Below are 15,277 nucleotides of genomic sequence, written 5' to 3' on the forward strand. Positions count from 1 at the left end.
GTCATTCCCCCAACAACCCGTGCCGCTTCAGGGCATGGCGCAACTGGTCATAGGTGAGGTTGAGCGCGGGGGCGGTGCGGCGCTGGTTATGGCGGTGCTTTTCAAGCGCGCACTCCAAGATTTCCTTTTCATAGGCCGAAACGGCGCCGCGCAGATCGGTGATGCTCTCCAGTCGCGGTGCCGGCATGGCGGCGGCAGTGTCCACGGGGCTGATGCTGGGCGCGGGGCTCGGTGCGGGCATCGCGTGAGGCAGAACATGGCTGGAGGTTGGCCGCCACGGCGATTCGAACGGATCGATCACCAATTGCCCCACCGCCGTTTCGGCATCGCCCCAGCGATAGAGCGCGCGTTCGACCACATTCTTCAACTCGCGCACATTGCCCGGCCAGGCCCAGGTGGCCAGCTGTTCCTGCACCTTCGACGTGAAGCCAGGGAAGCGTGGCCAGCCCAGTTCGGCAGCCATGCGGCGGGCAAAATGCAGTGCCAATATGTCGATATCCTCGGCGCGCTCTCTGAGCGGCGGCAGGGTAATGACCTCGAAGCTCAACCGGTCGAGCAGATCGGCGCGGAAACGCCCGCGCGCCACCAGACCGGGCAGATCCTCATTGGTGGCGCCAACCAGCCGCACATCGACACTGATCGGCTTGTTCGATCCCAGCCGGGTCAGCTCGCCATATTCCACCACCCTGAGCAGGCGTTCCTGTGCCTGTGATGAGAGGGTGCCGATTTCATCCAGGAACAGCGTGCCGCCATCGGCATCCTCGAATCGGCCAGCCCGCGCCCGCTGCGCACCGGTGAAGGCGCCGGGTTCATAACCGAACAATTCGGCATCGATCAGATTTTCCGGCAGCGCCGCGCAATTGAGGCTGACCAGAGTTTGCGACCAGCGCGGAGACAGGCGGTGCAGGCGATCGGCGATCAGTTCCTTGCCGGTGCCGCGCTCCCCGATCACCAGCACCGGGCGGTTCAACGCCGCCGCTGCCGAGGCGCGTTCGACGGCATCGAGGAAGCTCAACGAAGAGCCGATCATCTGGGCTGGCGCGGCCATGCGATGAGTTGGCACATTTCCCCAATGTTTGGCAATTCTTGGCTATCAAAAAAATTGCGCGGCCACTTGGAATTGAATAATTTCAATATGTTGGAGCGACATCGGCACTTGGCACGACCCATGCAATACAACTGGCATGAGCGGCACCCCCTGCCGCCACACAACAGGAGAAACACAATGAGCACCCTTTACAACAGCTTCGGTCGCAACGTGATGGCCCTGATGGCCGCCCTGCTGATCGGCACCACCTTCGTCGCCGCCGCCACTGGCCCTGCCATGGTGACGCCGGCCGTGAACAACGATATCATTGCGTGAACAAAGCGATAATGACTGGGGCCCTGGTTCCCCTCGCCCGCCCCCTCTTGGTGGAACCGGCCCCAGTCAAAACATCAGCCCACACGCTGACGAAGACCAAGTTCGAATTTCTGGAGATCAGACCAATGGGCATTTTTTCCCGCACCCGCGACATCATCGCTGCCAACGTGACCGACCTGCTCGACCGGGCTGAAGACCCGGCCAAGATGATCCGCATGATCATCATGGAGATGGAGGAAACGCTGGTGGAAGTGCGCGCGTCTGCGGCCCGCACCATCGCTGATCAGAAGGAAATGAAGCGCGCCATGATCAAGGCCACCCAGGCCGTGCAGGATTGGCAGGACAAGGCCGAACTGGCGCTGTCCAAGGGTCGCGAAGACCTGGCCAAGGCCGCGCTGGTCGAAAAGAACAAGGCCAAGGGCTTCATCGACACCACCCAGGTGGAGATTGATCTGCTGGGCGAAACGCTCGCCCTGAACGAAGCGGACATCGCCAAGCTGGAAAGCAAGCTGCGCGAAGCCCGCAACCGCCAGAACGCCCTGATCAACCGCATCGAGAGCGCCACCCAGCGTTCGAAGCTGCGCGAGATGATCCGCGGGCCGCGTGTGGAAGAGGCCTTCAGCCGTTTCGAAGTGCTGGAACGCCGTGCCGACATGGCCGAAGGCCGCGCCGACGCGCTGGGCCTGGCCGATGGCACCGGCACCCGCAACCTGGCCGACGAATTCGCCGCGTTGCAGGACAATGATGAAGTGGATGCCGAAATCGCCGCCATGAAGGCGCGTCTCGGCAAGACGGAGGGCTGATCTCATGGATGTCACCGGAGTCATTGCCCTCTGCCTCGGCATCGGTTTGCCGGTCATCGGCCTGCCCTGGCTGATCATGCACTATGTCACCAAGTGGAAGAGCCAGACCGGCATCAGCCAGCAGGACGAAGCCCTGCTCGATGAACTCCACGATCTCGCCCGCCGGCTCGACCAGCGTATCGAAACCGTCGAACGCATCATGGCCGCCGAGAACCCCAATTGGAAGGACAGCCGGATCACCGACATGTCCGATCAACGCCGCCAGCTGCGCTGAACCAGCAACCGGACCCCCAATATTCCCCCTGAGGAGGGCCAAGAAAATGAGCCGCCAGTTTCTCGTCAACAAAACCGAAGGCAAGTTCCTCGGTGTGTGCGCCGGCATCGCCAATTATTTCGGCTGGGATGCCACGATAGTTCGCATTGGCTTTGTCGCTGCCGCCGTGTTCGGCTTTGGCTCGCCGGTGATCCTGTACCTGCTGATCGCGCTGATCGCGCCGTCAACCTATTGACCCGCCTCCCCGGCGCCTTCGTCAGCGCCGGCCAACAGGGAAAATCGAAATGTCTGAAAGCCGCACCCGCTTCTACCTCGACAAACGCAACGGCAAGATCATGGGCGTTTGCGCCGGCATCGCCGATTATTTCGGCTGGGATGTCACGCTCGTCCGCATCGGCTTTGCCATCGGCGCCATCATGGGCGGCGGTTCCACCATCCTGGCCTATCTGGCCATCGGCTGGATCGCCAATGCCAAGCCGAACACGCTGTATGATCAAAGCCCGGAACGCGTGGAATTCTGGCGCGACGTGCGGGTGGCGCCCAAGCGCACCCTGCGCGATGTGAACGCCCAGTTCCGCGACGCCGATCGCCGCTTGCGCGATCTGGAATATCACCTGACCAGCGACAGCCGGCAACTGGCTGACGAAATCGAAAAGCTGCGTTGAGGATCAATCGATGAGCGAAAACGCCATTTTTGCCCTGATCCCGATCCTGGGCATTTCCATCCCGATCTTCGGCATCCTGCTCACCGGTTTCCGGCGTTGGGCCGATCTGAAGGAAAAGCAGCTGCAGAACACCGCTTCGGCCACCGCCGAACAGGCCGCTCAGTATGCAGGGCGGATCGCGGTGCTGGAAGAACGGGTGGCGGTGCTGAATCGCATCGTCACTGATCGTAACGAGGGCCTCGCCGTGCAGATCGAAGCGCTGCGCGATGAACCCAAGAAGCTGAATTGAAAGGCTGAATAGCATGGCTCTCGACCCCTCTGTTATCGAAGCAATTGCACCGGTGGGCGTGGCTGCCGTGCTCGCCGGCATGGGCGCATGGGTGGTCACTACCTGGTTGAAGGTGAAGAACGGCTATCCGCTGGAAAACAGCTGGGGCAAGCCGATGTATCCCAACGGCGGCGGCGAAGCGATGGAGCGCATCCGGCTGATCAGCCAGGAAAACGCCCAGCTGCGCGCCGAACTGGGCAGCCTGAAGGATCGCATGGCGGTGCTGGAACGCATCGCCACCGACAAGCCCAGCATGCTGGCCGCCGAAATCGACGGCCTGAAAACCAAGCAATTGAATTGAGTTAAACGACACCAGCCACGCCCCCAGCTGGTTTTGGGAGGAAAACAAAGATGAATCCGTTTGAAATGGTGGTGTTGATCGTGGCCATCGTCACGATTGGGAGAGTTCTTTCCAATCGCTACGGCGGCAAGGATCAGCGCCGCGCCTCCAAGGGCGAGCTGCCGGCGGCCGACAGCGGTGAGAATATGCGCCTGCAATCCGAAGTCGCCCGGCTGAACGACCGCATCCGCGTGCTGGAGCGCCTGGCCACCGATCCGGCCAAGCGGCTTTCCGATGAAATCGAATCCCTGAAGAACGATTGAGCGAGAGGAGACACACCATGCCCCCGGCTGATTCCCTCCTGATCCTGTCCACTGCCGCCCTCACCGGCCTGGCCCTCATCGGTGGCCTTGCCGCCTGGGGCTGGTCGGGCTGGCTGCGCCTGAAGCTGCGCGAGATCGAAGCCCGGCCGCAGCAGTCCGAACTGCCCGCCGTTGGCCAGCGCATCGACCTTGCCGACCTGAAGGAACGCATCCGCAAGCTGGAAGCCATCGCCGCAGGCGTTGATTTGTAACCTTGACCGCAGCCCATTTGCCCCTTCATGGGCTGCGGTCATGGCAATCACCACTTTCGATGATGTCGAGGCGGAATTCGAAGCCTTCGACGATTGGGACGACCGCTATCGGCTGATCATCGCGCTGGGCCAAGCCCTGCCGGCGATGGACCCGGCCTTGAAGACCGACGCCAACAAGGTGCGCGGTTGTGCCAGCCAGGTGTGGCTGCACCCCAGCCGTGAAGGCGACCTGCTGCGCTTTGCCGCCGACAGCGATGCCGCAATCGTAAAGGGTCTTGTGGCGCTGGTGCTGATGCTGGCCGATGGACGCCGCCCGGCCGCGATTGATGCCGCCGAAATCAAGGCGCGGCTGGATGGCCTCGGCCTGTCGAAGCATCTCTCCTCCAACCGCACGCAGGGCCTCGCCTCCATGATCGGTCGCATCGACGCGCTGGCGAAGCAGGCTCTTGGGGAAGCCGCATGAGCGAATTTGCCGATCAGGTGAGCCAGTTCATGGGGCCGTTCCTGGGCCGCGTGCCGCACAACAAGCAACTGGGCCTGCGCTTCATGGCCAACGGCAACAATTGGGTGGAGTTGCAACTGCCCTATGCGCCGCATCTGCTGGTCGATCCTGATCACGGCATCTGGGCATCCGGCCCGATCATCACGCTGATGGATACGTGCGTCGGCATGGCCTCCATGCTCACCCGCGGCGCCTTTGAACCGCACGCCACGCTCGATCTGCGTACCGATTATGTGCGCAGCCCCAAGGCCGAAGCCACGGTGACGGCGCGCGGCGAATGTTACCGGATGACCCGCCAGATCGCCTTCGTGCGCGGCTTGGCCCATGATGGCGACCTGGCTGATCCGATCGCGCACGTAACAGGCACCTTCATGTTTGCCGCCTCGAAACTGACCGGAGGCTGGCAATGACCAGCCCCGCGCTTGCCACATTGCTCCGTCTGCCGAGCGGCCGGCTCGATCTGCTGCCCTATGCCGCCCTGCTCGATCTGTCGTTCGAACGGGTGGGCGAGGAATTGCAGCTGGTGATGCCCTTTGCCGAAACCCTGATCGGATCACCCGGCCGCCTGCACGGCGGCTCCATCGGCGGCCTGCTGGAACTGGCGGGTCTGCTCACCGTGATCGCCGCCCAGCCGGAAGGCGAAGCCCTGCCGCGCGTGCGCCCTGTCACCGTCACCGTTGATTTCATGCGCGAAGGCGCTTGCGTGGAAACCCGCGCGGCCGCCAGCATCACCAAGCTGGGCCGCCGCGTGGTGAATGTGCATGCGCAAGCCTGGCAGGGCAGCCGCGACAAGCCGATCGCGGCGGCGCACATCAATTTCGTGCTGGATTGGCCGGAGCGCTGACCAATCAGAAGAAGAAGGCCTCCGGCGGGCAGGGGCTGAGCCCCTGCACCCACCTTCGTTTGGTCAGCGTTGAGGCTGGGCCAGTGCCTTGACCGCCGCTGCGGTTGAATCGCTGAACAGGCCATCGATACCGGTGGCGAGATAGGTGCGGATTTCACTGTCCACATCGCCCGCTGCGCGCGGATCGGGGCCGGATTTCAGGCCTTCGGGCAGGAAATAATTCTCCGGACGGAACGTCCAGGGATGCACTTCCAGCCCCACCGCATGGGCATCGCGCACCAGGCTTGTGGGCTGGGCCAGCCGGCCGTCGGGCCCGCGCGGGATGATCATCACCCGTTCCGGGCCGATGCCAGCGGCATAAGCCGCAACTGCCTTCAGCCCTTCGGCACTGGCCAGCGCGGCATAGTCATAGCCATCAGCTGATTTGCCGGTTGATCCCATCAGCTGGATCAGCCGCACGCCGGTCTGGCCTTTCAGGGCCTTCAGATTGTCGACTTCAAAGCTCTGGATGAACACGGGCGCCTCGCGCGTGGTCCAGCCGGCCGCGGCCAGTTCGCGCAGCAGCACCGGCTCCAGCGGCAGGCCAATAGCGCGGAAATAAGTCGGATGCTTGGTTTCCGGATAGATGCCGATCGTCCGCCCAGTGCGAGATGAAGCGGATTTGGCCAGCGCGATGATCTCGGCCAGCGTGGGGATTTCGAACTGGCCATCAAACGCCGCATTGGCCGGGCGCAACTGCGGCAGGCGTTCTTTCGCCCGCAGCGTCTTCAGTTCGGCCAAGGTGAAATCCTCGGTGAACCAGCCGGTCATCGCTTCGCCATCGATGGTCTTGGTCGCCTTGCGGGCAGCAAACTCCGCCCGGGTGGCCACATCGGTGGTGCCACTGATCTCGTTCTCGTGCCGGGCCACCAGCTGATGATCCTTGGTCGGCACAAGGTCCGGTTCGATGAAATCGGCGCCCTGTTCGATGGCGCGTTCATAGGCGGCCAGCGTGTGTTCCGGCCGCTCGGCACTGGCGCCGCGATGCGCGATGATGATCGGCGGGGCTGGCGGCCCAACCGGAACGGGCGCGGGTTTCAAGGGGGCAGCAGCCATCAGCAACACCATTAGCGGAGCAAGGATCATGCGCATCATTCCTAACCCCTAGCCGGCCAGCGTGACAGGAAAAAGGCGCGCTCGGCACCGGTGCCGGGCCGGCACGAAATCAGTCTGACCGACGGGCGGACAACCTATGACCGGGTGCGGGTGACGGTGCGGTGAGCGCCGTTAGGGGCACCAGTGGATGTCGATGTCCATGTCCAGCTCGGCCAGCAGGCGGCCGATCGGGAGCGTGCTGCTCGCGCCTTGCTTCAGCGCCTGTTCCACGACCTTGCGCTTGGCCTTGCCCTGTAGCACCAACGTGACGGTGCGGGCCGTCACCAATGTGGGGCCCGTAAGAGTCACGCGATTCACCGGGGCGTTAGCGGGCAGCGGATCGGGGCGCACGCCCAGCGCACGACGCGCCTTGGGACCAGCAATGGCGGCATCGAAATCCGGGCCGGGGAAGATGGAGGCGGTGTGGCCGTCTTCACCCATACCCAGCCATGCCACATCGAGCGGCCAATCGAATTCGGCGATGCGTTCGTCCGCTGCGCGACCAGCGGCGACCGGATCCTTCTCGCCAGCCGTCAACGGCACCACGCGGGCCTTTTTCGGAAGGAACAGGCGTGCCAGCGCGCCGGCATTGGACATTGGATCGGTCACCGGTACCAGCCGGTCATCGGTGGGCAGGATGGTCACATCAGCCCATTCGATCTTCATGTCGGCCAGCAGCTTCAGCGCCGGCAGCGGGGTGGCACCACCGGGAAACGCGACCAGCGCCCGGCCTCGGGCTTCCAGCGCCTGGCCGATGATATAGGCGATGTCGCCGGCTACGGCCTCGGCCATCTCGTCGGCGTCGTCATATTCCCACCATTCGGCATCAATCACGCATCATTCTCCAGAAACGGGCACGGTGTAGTTGAGGCCGAGCCGGCCGCCGTCCGCATAGATGGTCTCGCCGGTAATGTAACTGGCGTCGTCGCTCAACAGGAAGGCGGCGATGGCGGCGATTTCTTCCGGCTCACCGGCGCGGCCCATTGGCGTGCGCGACATGATCTGGCGGCGAGCTTCTTCGCTGGCCATCACCGCCTGTTTGGCGAGATCAGTAAGGATGGTGCCCGGCCCGATGCCGACCACGCGAATATTGTGCGGCGCCAGCGCGATGGCGGTGTTCTTCGTCAACTGGTTCAGCCCGCCCTTGGCGACGTTGTAGGCCAGCAGCGCCGGGATGGTGAGCACGGCATTCACACTGGACATGTTGACGACCACGCCGCCGCCGGCCGCGATCAGGTGCGGTGCGGCCAGTTGCGTGGCGTGGAAGGCGGCCGTGAGATTGGTGGCGATGACGCGGTCGAACTGCTCGGGCGTTTCGGTGAGGATGTCGCCCTTCACCGCGATGCCGGCATTGTTGATCAGGCCATCAAGGCCGCCCCAGCGCTCCACGGTGGCGGTGATGGCCGCTTCGATCTGATCGCGGCTGGTCACGTCGCAATGGATGAAGGCGGCCGCCTCGCCCAGCTCGGCAGCCCGCTCCCCGCCTTCTGCCAGCACATCGGCCAGCATCACCCGCGCGCCTTCGGCGACCAGCCGCGTGGCGATGGCGAGGCCGATGCCGCGGGCGGCCCCGGTGATGAGATAGCGGCGGTCAGAAAGTCGATGGCTCATGCTGGCGGCTTAGCGCAGCCAGCGGCGTGACGGCCAGCCCTATTCGGTCAGTTCGCTCCACACGCCCTTGAGCTTGTCGAAGAAGCCCTGACTCTTCGGCGTGTTGCGGCCGCCTTCGGTGCCTTCGATGGCGCGGAATTCTTCCAGCAGTTCGCGTTGCCGGGCGGTGAGCTTGACCGGGGTTTCCACTTCGACCTGGATGACCAGATCGCCGGCGCCGCCGCCGTTCAGACTGGGCATGCCCTTGCCGCGCACGCGGAACTGCTTGGCGGTCTGGGTACCGGCGGGGATCTTGATCGTCGTCTGCTGCTTGTCAAGGCTGGGCACATCAATCTCGCCGCCCAGTGCGGCCAGGGTAATCGACAGCGGCGCGATGGCATAAAGCGTGGTGCCGTCGCGCTTGAACACGTCATGCGATTTCAGGTGGACAAAGATATAGAGATCGCCCGCCGGGCCACCGCGCGTACCGGCCTCGCCTTCACCCGCCACCCGGATGCGGGTGCCGTCGTCCACGCCCTTTGGCACGTTGACGTTGATGGTCTTCTGCTGTTCCACCCGGCCGGCGCCGCCGCAGCTGTCGCACGGATCGGCGATCACCTGGCCCTGGCCGTGGCAGGCTGGGCAGGTGCGTTCCACCATGAACAGGCCCTGGCGCATACCAACGCGGCCATTGCCGCCACAGGTGGTGCAGGCGCGGGCCGAGGTGCCGGGCTTGGCGCCATTGCCGCCGCAGGGCTTGCAGGCTGCAGCGACATCGATGGTCAGTGTCGCCTGACGGCCATTATAGGCCTCCTCCAGCGACATTTCGAGATCGTAGCGCAGATCGCTGCCGCGCGTCGGCCCACCACGCCTGCCACGGCCACCGCCGCCGCCCATGAATTCGCCGAACACGCTTTCGAAGATATCGGCAAAACCGCCGAAATCCTGAGCGCCGCCACCGCCGCCCCCACCTTGCCGGAAAGCAGCATGGCCAAAGCGATCGTACGCGGCCCGCTTCTGCGGATCCTTCAGCACGTCATAGGCTTCGCTGATCGATTTGAACTTCTGCTCGGCGGTGGCATCGCCGGGGTTCTTGTCCGGATGCCATTTCATCGCCAGCCGGCGATAGGCGGATTTCAGCACCGCCTCGTCGGCACCGCGTTCCACCTCCAGGAGTTCATAAAAGTCGATTTCGGTGGCCATGCTTCAGTCGCCCCACAACAAACGCAGAAGTGCGCCCGCATCGCTGCGGGCGCACTCCGGCGACTGACTTACTTCTTGTTCTCGTCCACGTCGGTGAACTCAGCGTCCACCACGTCGTCGCTGGACGGCTTGGCTTCGCTGCCGGCGGGGTCGGCATTTGCCTGCTCGGCCTGATACACGGCCTCGCCCAGCTTCATGGCGACCTGGCCCAGCGCCTGCACCTTGGCGTTGATGGCATCGGCATCGCCCGAATCCAGCACCGCCTTCACATCAGCGACGGCGGCTTCGATGCTGGCCTTCACATCCGGGCCAACCTTGTCGCCGTGCTCGACCAGCTGGCGTTCCGTCGAGTGCACAAGGCTGTCGGCCTGGTTGCGGGCTTCGGCGGCGGCGCGGCGCTTCTTGTCTTCCTCGGCAAAGGCCTCGGCATCGCGCACCATCTTGTCGATATCGTCCTTGGAAAGGCCGCCCGACGGCTGGATGCGGATCTGCTGTTCCTTGCCGGTGCCCTTGTCCTTGGCGTTGACCGAAACAAGGCCGTTGGCATCGATGTCGAAGGTCACTTCGATCTGCGGCACACCGCGCGGGGCGGGCGGAATGCCAACCAGATCGAACTGGCCAAGGATCTTGTTGTCCGCCGCCATTTCGCGCTCACCCTGGAACACCCGGATGGTCACGGCCGACTGATTGTCGTCGGCGGTGGAATAGACCTGGCTCTTCTTGGTCGGGATCGTGGTGTTGCGATCGATCATGCGGGTGAACACGCCGCCCAGCGTTTCGATGCCCAGCGACAGCGGGGTCACATCGAGCAGCAGCACATCCTTCACGTCGCCCTGCAGCACGCCGGCCTGGATGGCGGCGCCCATGGCCACCACTTCATCCGGGTTGACGCTGGTGTTGGGCTCCTTGCCGAACAAGTCCTTCACGAACTGGCGCACGCGCGGCATGCGGGTCATGCCGCCCACCAGGATGACTTCATCCAGATCACCGGCCTTCACGCCGGCTTCCTTGATGGCATCCAGGCACGGCTTCCGGGTGCGCTCGATCAGGTCGAGCACCAGCTTTTCCAGATCGGTGCGGGTGATGTTCTTGACGAGGTGCTTCGGCCCGTTCTGATCGGCGGTGATGAAGGGCAGGTTCACTTCGGTCGCGGCCGAGGACGACAGCTCGATCTTGGCCTTTTCCGCGGCTTCCTTCAGGCGCTGCAGAGCCAGCTTGTCCTTGGTCAGGTCGATGCCTTCGGCCTTCTTGAAATCGGCCGACAGGAATTCCACCAGCTTGGCGTCAAAGTCTTCGCCGCCCAGGAAGGTGTCACCGGAGGTCGACTTCACTTCGAACACGCCATCGCCCAGTTCGAGGATGGAGATATCGAAGGTACCGCCACCAAGGTCATAGACGGCGATGGTCTTGGCGTCGTTCTTCTTGTCGAGGCCATAAGCCAGCGCAGCGGCGGTCGGCTCGTTGATGATGCGCAGCACTTCAAGGCCGGCGATCTTGCCGGCGTCCTTGGTGGCCTGGCGTTGGGCGTCGTTGAAATAGGCCGGCACGGTGATCACGGCCTGGGTCACGGTTTCGCCCAGATAGGCTTCAGCCGTTTCCTTCATCTTTTGCAGGATGAAGGCGGAAATCTGCGACGGGCTATAATCCTGGCCGCCGGCATTCACCCAGGCATCGCCATTGGTGCCGCGCGCGATGGTGTAGGGCACCAGGCCAGAATCCTTGGTGGTCAGCGGATCGTCAAAACGGCGGCCGATCAGACGCTTCACGGCAAAGACGGTGTTGGACGGGTTGGTGACGGCCTGGCGCTTGGCCGGCTGGCCCACAAGGCGCTCACCATCCTTGGTGAACGCGACCTGCGACGGCGTGGTGCGCGCGCCTTCGGCATTTTCGATCACCTTCGGCGCAGAGCCTTCCATCACGGCCACGCAGCTGTTGGTGGTGCCCAAATCGATCCCGATAACTTTCGCCATGGTCTGTCACTTCCTGTTCTGTGGGCCCGAACCCCAAGCGCCCCATGAAGGCAGCGCGGCACGGTCCGTCCCCGGTTGATGCTGTTGGCCGGTGCCCCGACCGATGAATGTCGTAACGGCGATATAGGAAGCGATTCCGGGGCTGCAAGACGGCGGCGATGCGATTAACTGCACAGGTGATGTCGAATCCCCACCCTGCGACCATCCGCGCGCTGACCAGCGCCGAGATTGAACTGGCCGCCAGCGTGTTCGGGCCGGCGCTGGATGTGGCTGCGGTCACTGTGCGGCGCGCCAAGTTCTGGGCGCTGCACCCGTGGTGGGTGACGATGGCGCCCGATGGCCATGTCTGGTGCCATCCCAATGGTTTCAACTGGGCAGCCGATTATGCAGCCGAGCCGGTTTCGGCCCAGGCGCATCTCATCCACGAACTGGTGCATGTCTGGCAGGTTCAGACCGGCGGGCACCTGGCGCTGCGCCGGCCGCCCTTTGCGCGCTATGGCTATGCCATCACGCCGGGCAAGCCGTTCCACCGCTACGGCATCGAACAACAGGCCTGCATCGTTGAACATGCCTTCCGGGCGCGGGCCAGGAACGACGACGAAACGCTGGCGCGGCTCGCGCCGATCCTGCCCTTTCCCGGCTGGGGATAGAGCCCGTCAGGCGTAGCCGCGCTCGCGCTGGATGGTCAGGTCGCACGGCCGGCACAGCACCCGCACATTGCCATCAACATCGCCCTTCTCGGAGGCCAGACGGTCAAGCACGGTGTCATGCTCCGGCAACGGCTTGGCGCAGATGGCGCATTGGCCGTTCTGCGCCTTGGCCGTGCGTGCCTTCAGCGACTGGCGGGCGTTGGGCTTGCCGCGCTCGTCATAGGTCAATTCCTTGTAGATCTTGCGGTTGAGGGCAAAGCGCAGCCGCTCGTCCTCTCCCGCCGCTTCGTCAATGCGCGCCCTGAATTCGGCCAACAGGGTGCGGGCGACGGCCAGTTCGGCCTCGTCCAGGGTGCGATTGATCGTCATGGCTTCGATACCTCGATGAGCAGCTTGCCGAAATTGCCGCCAGTGTAGAGCTCTTTCACCGCGCTTACGGCGTTTTCGAGGCCAGGGCGAATGTCCTGACGCGTTTTTAGCTGGCCGCCCAGCATCCAGCCGGCCAGCGCCATGCCGCTTTCGCCAAAGCGCGGCGCGAAATCGGTGACAATGAAGCCGCGGATCAGCAGTCGCCGCATCAGGATCATCGTCCAGAAACCCGGCGGTTCGGTGGGCGTCACGTCGTTGTAGCTGGAGATCATCCCGCACAGCGAAATGCGGCCAAACAGCTTCATGCGCTTCATCACTTCGACCATGATCGGCCCGCCGACCTGTTCGAAATTGATGTCGATGCCGCCTGGTGCCAGCCGATCGAGCGCGGCGCCGACATCTTCGTTCTTGTAATCGATGCAGGCATCAAAGCCGAGTTCGTTCACGACATAATCGCACTTGGCCTTGCCGCCGGCGATGCCGATGACGCGGCAGCCCTTGATCTTGCCGATCTGGCCGACGATCTGGCCCACACCGCCAGCCGCAGCGGAAACGACCAGCGTCTCGCCCGGCTTGGGCTGGCCGATATCGAGCAGGCCGAAATAGGCCGTGGGGCCAACCAGCGCCAACGTGCCGTAACTGGCCGCCAGCGGCACGCCCGGCAATTGCAGAAGCGGCGACATGAAACTGCCATCGGAAATGATGTGATCGGCCCATTCGCCCAGGCCCGCCATGATCTGGCCCGGTTCGACCCCGGACTTGCGACTGGCCACAACCCGCCCGCACACGCCGGCGCGCATCGGGGCGCCCAGTTCCACAGGCGGCATATACTGTTCCTGATCGCTCATCCAGATGCGGTTGGTGGGATCGAGCGACATGTAGATGACGGCAAGGAGGAACTGGCCATCGGCCAACTCCGGAAGAGCTTCGTTCACCAGTTCCAGATCGCTGTCGGCGATATCGCCCACCGGCCGGCGCGCCAGTTTCCATACCTTGCGTATCATCATGCCTCTCCCCGTTTGATGTCGTCCAGAAAATCCCGAAGTGCGGCGGCTGCCACCGACTCCATCAGCGTGGGCGCATGGCCGACGCCCGGCACCGTCACCGCCGTCGCACCGGGCAGGCGGCGCTGCATCTGGGCTTGTGTCGCCGCCGAAAACACGTCCGACAATTCGGCGCGCAAGGACAATACCGGCAGGCCCTTGAGACTGTCGAACGCGGCCCAATCATCGGCGCCGGCATCGCCGTGCGGCAATCGGAACGGTTCGGCGATGCGTGGATCATAATCGAAGATGATACGGCCCTGCGGCCCCACCCGGCACAGGCGCTTGGCAAAGGCCAGCCACTGATGCAGCCCCCAATCGGGGTGGATGGCCGCGTTGCGCACCCCCAGTTCGCGGGCGGCATGCACCCAGGTCATCCAGTTGCCGCCGCGCCCCACATTGGCCTGCAAGCGCTTGAGGCCCGCCGGCTCGATCGCGGGGCCGATGTCGTTCAGCACCACGCCGGCCATGCGGGCGCGGTGTGCGGTGGTCATCCGCAAGGCAAGCAGCCCGCCCATCGAGGCGCCGATCACCACGAAGCGATCCACCCCGGCCGCATCCAGCACCAGCGACAGATCGCGCAGATAGGTGAGCGAGACATAGGTGAGCGAATCGCGCGCCCAGCCCGATTCGCCGCGACCGCGCAGATCGGGCGCGATCAGGCGCCAATCGGCTCCCAGCGATTCGGCGAGCGGGGCAAAATCGGCGCCGTTGCGGGTGAGGCCGGCCAGGCACAGCAGCGCCGGGCGATCGACCGGGACGCGAGGATCATGATGTTCGTGCCAGCACAGCCGCACGCTATCGCCCGTGAACGCATAGCCTTTCTGCCAGCCGGGCGCCGGTTCGGGCCGTGAAGCCGGAGCAGAGAGGGGGGCGACGGCCATATTTTGACTCTGACTCAACTCTCTTGTTATAGGAAGCCATTACCGTGGGGGTAAGGAAGAACAGCTAAAGTGGCAACGCGCGCGCTCGATTCTCGTGGTTCCAATGCCAGCACGGCCCGCACCGGTGGCCGCGCTTCCCCGCGTGCCGCATCAGGCGTGGCCGACATGCGGGCCCGCCGGTATGACCCGACCGAAACCAAGGCACGGGTGCTGGCTGCGGCCCACATGCTGTTTTCCCGCCAGGGCTTTGCCGCCACCGGCACCGCCGACATTGCCCGCGAAGCCGACGTTTCGGAAGGCTCGATCTTCTATCATTTCGGCTCCAAAAAGGCGTTGCTCCAGGAATTGGGCCGACGCCATGGCGAAGCGATGATCGCCGCCATGGAAGAGGGCTACACACTCGAAGATCTGGAACCTGGCATCACCGTCCCGCGCGTGTTGCGTTTCGTGCGCGACAACATGATCTGGGAAGGCGCGGAAGCCGAATGCGCCGATTGCGGGCCAAAGGCAGCGATGGCCTCCAACCCCGATGCCGAACCCTTCTATCATGCCGCCAAGGCGGTGACGACCGACTGGATCAAGCGCCACATGCAGGCGGCCCTGGGCAAGCGCGGCGTGACCGGTGTGGACATCGAGATCGCCGCCAGCTTCACCCACCATGTCGTTGGCGATGCCATTGATCGCTGGCTGTGCGCTGCTTCCCCGGAAGAGGCGGACCGCGTCGAGCGCGAGACCGTGCGCTACATCCGCGCCGCCAGCGGATATCCACTGGATTGAGGTGCCGGCTGCGGCCATAGATTT

The 15,277-nt window shown here is 64.1% G+C and carries 23 protein-coding genes; 14 read left to right on the forward strand and 9 right to left on the reverse strand.

Translation table 11 applies throughout. From position 1 onward, the window contains the following. Position 1: 1 nt before the first annotated feature. Entirely contained in the window at positions 2-1,048 is a 1,047-nt protein-coding gene (pspF, locus tag G566_RS0110945) for a phage shock protein operon transcriptional activator (protein ID WP_022680711.1), read from the reverse strand. 177 nt (positions 1,049-1,225) lie between these two features. On the opposite strand from pspF, the gene G566_RS15460 reads away from it, so the two are divergent. From G566_RS15460 to G566_RS0111005, 12 genes are all read left to right on the forward strand, one after another. Further along, positions 1,226-1,363 carry a hypothetical protein gene (locus tag G566_RS15460; RefSeq protein ID WP_022680712.1) on the forward strand — a complete coding sequence of 46 codons (138 nt, stop codon included), beginning with the start codon at positions 1,226-1,228 and terminating at the stop codon, positions 1,361-1,363. A 125-nt stretch (positions 1,364-1,488) separates the two neighbouring features. Then, positions 1,489-2,166 carry a phage shock protein PspA gene (gene pspA / locus G566_RS0110955; protein ID WP_022680713.1) on the forward strand — a complete coding sequence of 226 codons (678 nt, stop codon included), beginning with the start codon at positions 1,489-1,491 and terminating at the stop codon, positions 2,164-2,166. A 4-nt stretch (positions 2,167-2,170) separates the two neighbouring features. Next, positions 2,171-2,440: an envelope stress response membrane protein PspB gene (gene pspB / locus G566_RS0110960; protein WP_022680714.1), complete on the forward strand. Its 270-nt coding sequence runs from the start codon at positions 2,171-2,173 to the stop codon at positions 2,438-2,440. A 46-nt stretch (positions 2,441-2,486) separates the two neighbouring features. After that, a complete protein-coding gene (locus tag G566_RS0110965) occupies positions 2,487-2,675 on the forward strand; it encodes a PspC domain-containing protein (RefSeq protein WP_022680715.1) in 189 nt (62 codons plus the stop codon). A 49-nt stretch (positions 2,676-2,724) separates the two neighbouring features. Next, complete coding sequence (gene pspC / locus G566_RS0110970; protein ID WP_022680716.1) at positions 2,725-3,105, forward strand: envelope stress response membrane protein PspC; 381 nt, start codon at positions 2,725-2,727, stop codon at positions 3,103-3,105. Between the two features lie 10 nt (positions 3,106-3,115). Then, a complete protein-coding gene (locus G566_RS0110975; protein WP_022680717.1) occupies positions 3,116-3,394 on the forward strand; it encodes a hypothetical protein in 279 nt (92 codons plus the stop codon). Between the two features lie 13 nt (positions 3,395-3,407). Next, positions 3,408-3,734: a hypothetical protein gene (locus G566_RS0110980; protein ID WP_029131567.1), complete on the forward strand. Its 327-nt coding sequence runs from the start codon at positions 3,408-3,410 to the stop codon at positions 3,732-3,734. Between the two features lie 50 nt (positions 3,735-3,784). Next, the gene (locus tag G566_RS0110985) at positions 3,785-4,036 is read left to right on the forward strand and encodes a hypothetical protein (protein WP_022680719.1); all 252 of its coding nucleotides are present in this window, start codon (positions 3,785-3,787) and stop codon (positions 4,034-4,036) included. A 17-nt stretch (positions 4,037-4,053) separates the two neighbouring features. Next, positions 4,054-4,287 carry a hypothetical protein gene (locus G566_RS0110990; RefSeq protein ID WP_022680720.1) on the forward strand — a complete coding sequence of 78 codons (234 nt, stop codon included), beginning with the start codon at positions 4,054-4,056 and terminating at the stop codon, positions 4,285-4,287. Positions 4,288-4,327: 40 nt separating this feature from the next. Beyond that, positions 4,328-4,750: a SufE family protein gene (locus G566_RS0110995; protein ID WP_022680721.1), complete on the forward strand. Its 423-nt coding sequence runs from the start codon at positions 4,328-4,330 to the stop codon at positions 4,748-4,750. Continuing rightward, a complete protein-coding gene (locus tag G566_RS0111000) occupies positions 4,747-5,199 on the forward strand; it encodes a PaaI family thioesterase (RefSeq protein ID WP_022680722.1) in 453 nt (150 codons plus the stop codon). The genes G566_RS0110995 and G566_RS0111000 overlap by 4 nt, the downstream gene beginning before the upstream one ends. Next, the gene (locus G566_RS0111005; protein WP_022680723.1) at positions 5,196-5,633 is read left to right on the forward strand and encodes a PaaI family thioesterase; all 438 of its coding nucleotides are present in this window, start codon (positions 5,196-5,198) and stop codon (positions 5,631-5,633) included. The genes G566_RS0111000 and G566_RS0111005 overlap by 4 nt, the downstream gene beginning before the upstream one ends. A gap of 63 nt (positions 5,634-5,696) precedes the next feature. Here the strand turns inward: G566_RS0111005 and G566_RS0111010 are convergent, their stop codons facing one another. The 5 genes from G566_RS0111010 to dnaK form a co-directional block, all read right to left on the reverse strand. After that, entirely contained in the window at positions 5,697-6,767 is a 1,071-nt protein-coding gene (locus tag G566_RS0111010) for a glycerophosphodiester phosphodiesterase (RefSeq protein ID WP_029131569.1), read from the reverse strand. 132 nt (positions 6,768-6,899) lie between these two features. Next, positions 6,900-7,601 (reverse strand): 6-phosphogluconolactonase, encoded by a 702-nt coding sequence (gene pgl, locus G566_RS0111015; protein WP_022680725.1) that lies wholly within the window; start codon positions 7,599-7,601, stop codon positions 6,900-6,902. 3 nt (positions 7,602-7,604) lie between these two features. Further along, a complete protein-coding gene (locus G566_RS0111020; protein ID WP_022680726.1) occupies positions 7,605-8,378 on the reverse strand; it encodes an SDR family NAD(P)-dependent oxidoreductase in 774 nt (257 codons plus the stop codon). Positions 8,379-8,417: 39 nt separating this feature from the next. Next, positions 8,418-9,560, reverse strand: coding sequence for a molecular chaperone DnaJ (gene dnaJ, locus G566_RS0111025; RefSeq protein ID WP_022680727.1), 1,143 nt, complete (start codon positions 9,558-9,560; stop codon positions 8,418-8,420). Positions 9,561-9,628: 68 nt separating this feature from the next. Next, positions 9,629-11,530, reverse strand: coding sequence for a molecular chaperone DnaK (gene dnaK, locus G566_RS0111030; RefSeq protein WP_022680728.1), 1,902 nt, complete (start codon positions 11,528-11,530; stop codon positions 9,629-9,631). 179 nt (positions 11,531-11,709) lie between these two features. Between dnaK and G566_RS0111035 the strand changes: the two genes are divergently transcribed. Then, a complete protein-coding gene (locus tag G566_RS0111035; protein ID WP_022680729.1) occupies positions 11,710-12,180 on the forward strand; it encodes a hypothetical protein in 471 nt (156 codons plus the stop codon). Between the two features lie 6 nt (positions 12,181-12,186). Here G566_RS0111035 and G566_RS14235 read toward each other — a convergent pair whose 3' ends face one another. Genes G566_RS14235 through G566_RS0111050 form a run of 3 tightly spaced genes read right to left on the reverse strand, consistent with a single transcriptional unit; the run spans position 12,187 to position 14,476 of the window. Continuing rightward, positions 12,187-12,549: a hypothetical protein gene (locus G566_RS14235; protein ID WP_022680730.1), complete on the reverse strand. Its 363-nt coding sequence runs from the start codon at positions 12,547-12,549 to the stop codon at positions 12,187-12,189. Next, positions 12,546-13,556 (reverse strand): NADP-dependent oxidoreductase, encoded by a 1,011-nt coding sequence (locus tag G566_RS0111045; RefSeq protein ID WP_022680731.1) that lies wholly within the window; start codon positions 13,554-13,556, stop codon positions 12,546-12,548. The genes G566_RS14235 and G566_RS0111045 overlap by 4 nt, the downstream gene beginning before the upstream one ends. Beyond that, on the reverse strand, positions 13,553-14,476 hold the full coding sequence (locus tag G566_RS0111050; RefSeq protein ID WP_022680732.1) for an alpha/beta fold hydrolase: 924 nt from the start codon (positions 14,474-14,476) through the stop codon (positions 13,553-13,555). The genes G566_RS0111045 and G566_RS0111050 overlap by 4 nt, the downstream gene beginning before the upstream one ends. 69 nt (positions 14,477-14,545) lie before the next feature. Between G566_RS0111050 and G566_RS14880 the strand changes: the two genes are divergently transcribed. Continuing rightward, entirely contained in the window at positions 14,546-15,253 is a 708-nt protein-coding gene (locus tag G566_RS14880) for a TetR/AcrR family transcriptional regulator (RefSeq protein ID WP_022680733.1), read from the forward strand. The last annotated feature ends 24 nt before the right edge of the window (positions 15,254-15,277 follow it).

Origin of the sequence: Sandarakinorhabdus limnophila DSM 17366, assembly GCF_000420765.1 — a bacterium.
Taxonomy (GTDB): Bacteria; Pseudomonadota; Alphaproteobacteria; order Sphingomonadales; family Sphingomonadaceae; genus Sandarakinorhabdus; species Sandarakinorhabdus limnophila.

Excerpts from the sequence above, each read along its gene's own strand:
- pspF (WP_022680711.1), bottom strand. The coding sequence starts at position 1,048 with ATGGCCGCGCCAGCCCAGATGATCGGCTCTTCGTTGAGCTTCCTCGAT.
- G566_RS15460 (WP_022680712.1), top strand. The coding sequence starts at position 1,226 with ATGAGCACCCTTTACAACAGCTTCGGTCGCAACGTGATGGCCCTGATG.
- pspA (WP_022680713.1), top strand. The coding sequence starts at position 1,489 with ATGGGCATTTTTTCCCGCACCCGCGACATCATCGCTGCCAACGTGACC.
- pspB (WP_022680714.1), top strand. The coding sequence starts at position 2,171 with ATGGATGTCACCGGAGTCATTGCCCTCTGCCTCGGCATCGGTTTGCCG.
- G566_RS0110965 (WP_022680715.1), top strand. The coding sequence starts at position 2,487 with ATGAGCCGCCAGTTTCTCGTCAACAAAACCGAAGGCAAGTTCCTCGGT.
- pspC (WP_022680716.1), top strand. The coding sequence starts at position 2,725 with ATGTCTGAAAGCCGCACCCGCTTCTACCTCGACAAACGCAACGGCAAG.
- G566_RS0110975 (WP_022680717.1), top strand. The coding sequence starts at position 3,116 with ATGAGCGAAAACGCCATTTTTGCCCTGATCCCGATCCTGGGCATTTCC.
- G566_RS0110980 (WP_029131567.1), top strand. The coding sequence starts at position 3,408 with ATGGCTCTCGACCCCTCTGTTATCGAAGCAATTGCACCGGTGGGCGTG.
- G566_RS0110985 (WP_022680719.1), top strand. The coding sequence starts at position 3,785 with ATGAATCCGTTTGAAATGGTGGTGTTGATCGTGGCCATCGTCACGATT.
- G566_RS0110990 (WP_022680720.1), top strand. The coding sequence starts at position 4,054 with ATGCCCCCGGCTGATTCCCTCCTGATCCTGTCCACTGCCGCCCTCACC.
- G566_RS0110995 (WP_022680721.1), top strand. The coding sequence starts at position 4,328 with ATGGCAATCACCACTTTCGATGATGTCGAGGCGGAATTCGAAGCCTTC.
- G566_RS0111000 (WP_022680722.1), top strand. The coding sequence starts at position 4,747 with ATGAGCGAATTTGCCGATCAGGTGAGCCAGTTCATGGGGCCGTTCCTG.
- G566_RS0111005 (WP_022680723.1), top strand. The coding sequence starts at position 5,196 with ATGACCAGCCCCGCGCTTGCCACATTGCTCCGTCTGCCGAGCGGCCGG.
- G566_RS0111010 (WP_029131569.1), bottom strand. The coding sequence starts at position 6,767 with ATGATGCGCATGATCCTTGCTCCGCTAATGGTGTTGCTGATGGCTGCT.
- G566_RS0111020 (WP_022680726.1), bottom strand. The coding sequence starts at position 8,378 with ATGAGCCATCGACTTTCTGACCGCCGCTATCTCATCACCGGGGCCGCC.
- dnaJ (WP_022680727.1), bottom strand. The coding sequence starts at position 9,560 with ATGGCCACCGAAATCGACTTTTATGAACTCCTGGAGGTGGAACGCGGT.
- dnaK (WP_022680728.1), bottom strand. The coding sequence starts at position 11,530 with ATGGCGAAAGTTATCGGGATCGATTTGGGCACCACCAACAGCTGCGTG.
- G566_RS0111035 (WP_022680729.1), top strand. The coding sequence starts at position 11,710 with ATGTCGAATCCCCACCCTGCGACCATCCGCGCGCTGACCAGCGCCGAG.
- G566_RS14235 (WP_022680730.1), bottom strand. The coding sequence starts at position 12,549 with ATGACGATCAATCGCACCCTGGACGAGGCCGAACTGGCCGTCGCCCGC.
- G566_RS0111045 (WP_022680731.1), bottom strand. The coding sequence starts at position 13,556 with ATGATGATACGCAAGGTATGGAAACTGGCGCGCCGGCCGGTGGGCGAT.
- G566_RS0111050 (WP_022680732.1), bottom strand. The coding sequence starts at position 14,476 with ATGGCCGTCGCCCCCCTCTCTGCTCCGGCTTCACGGCCCGAACCGGCG.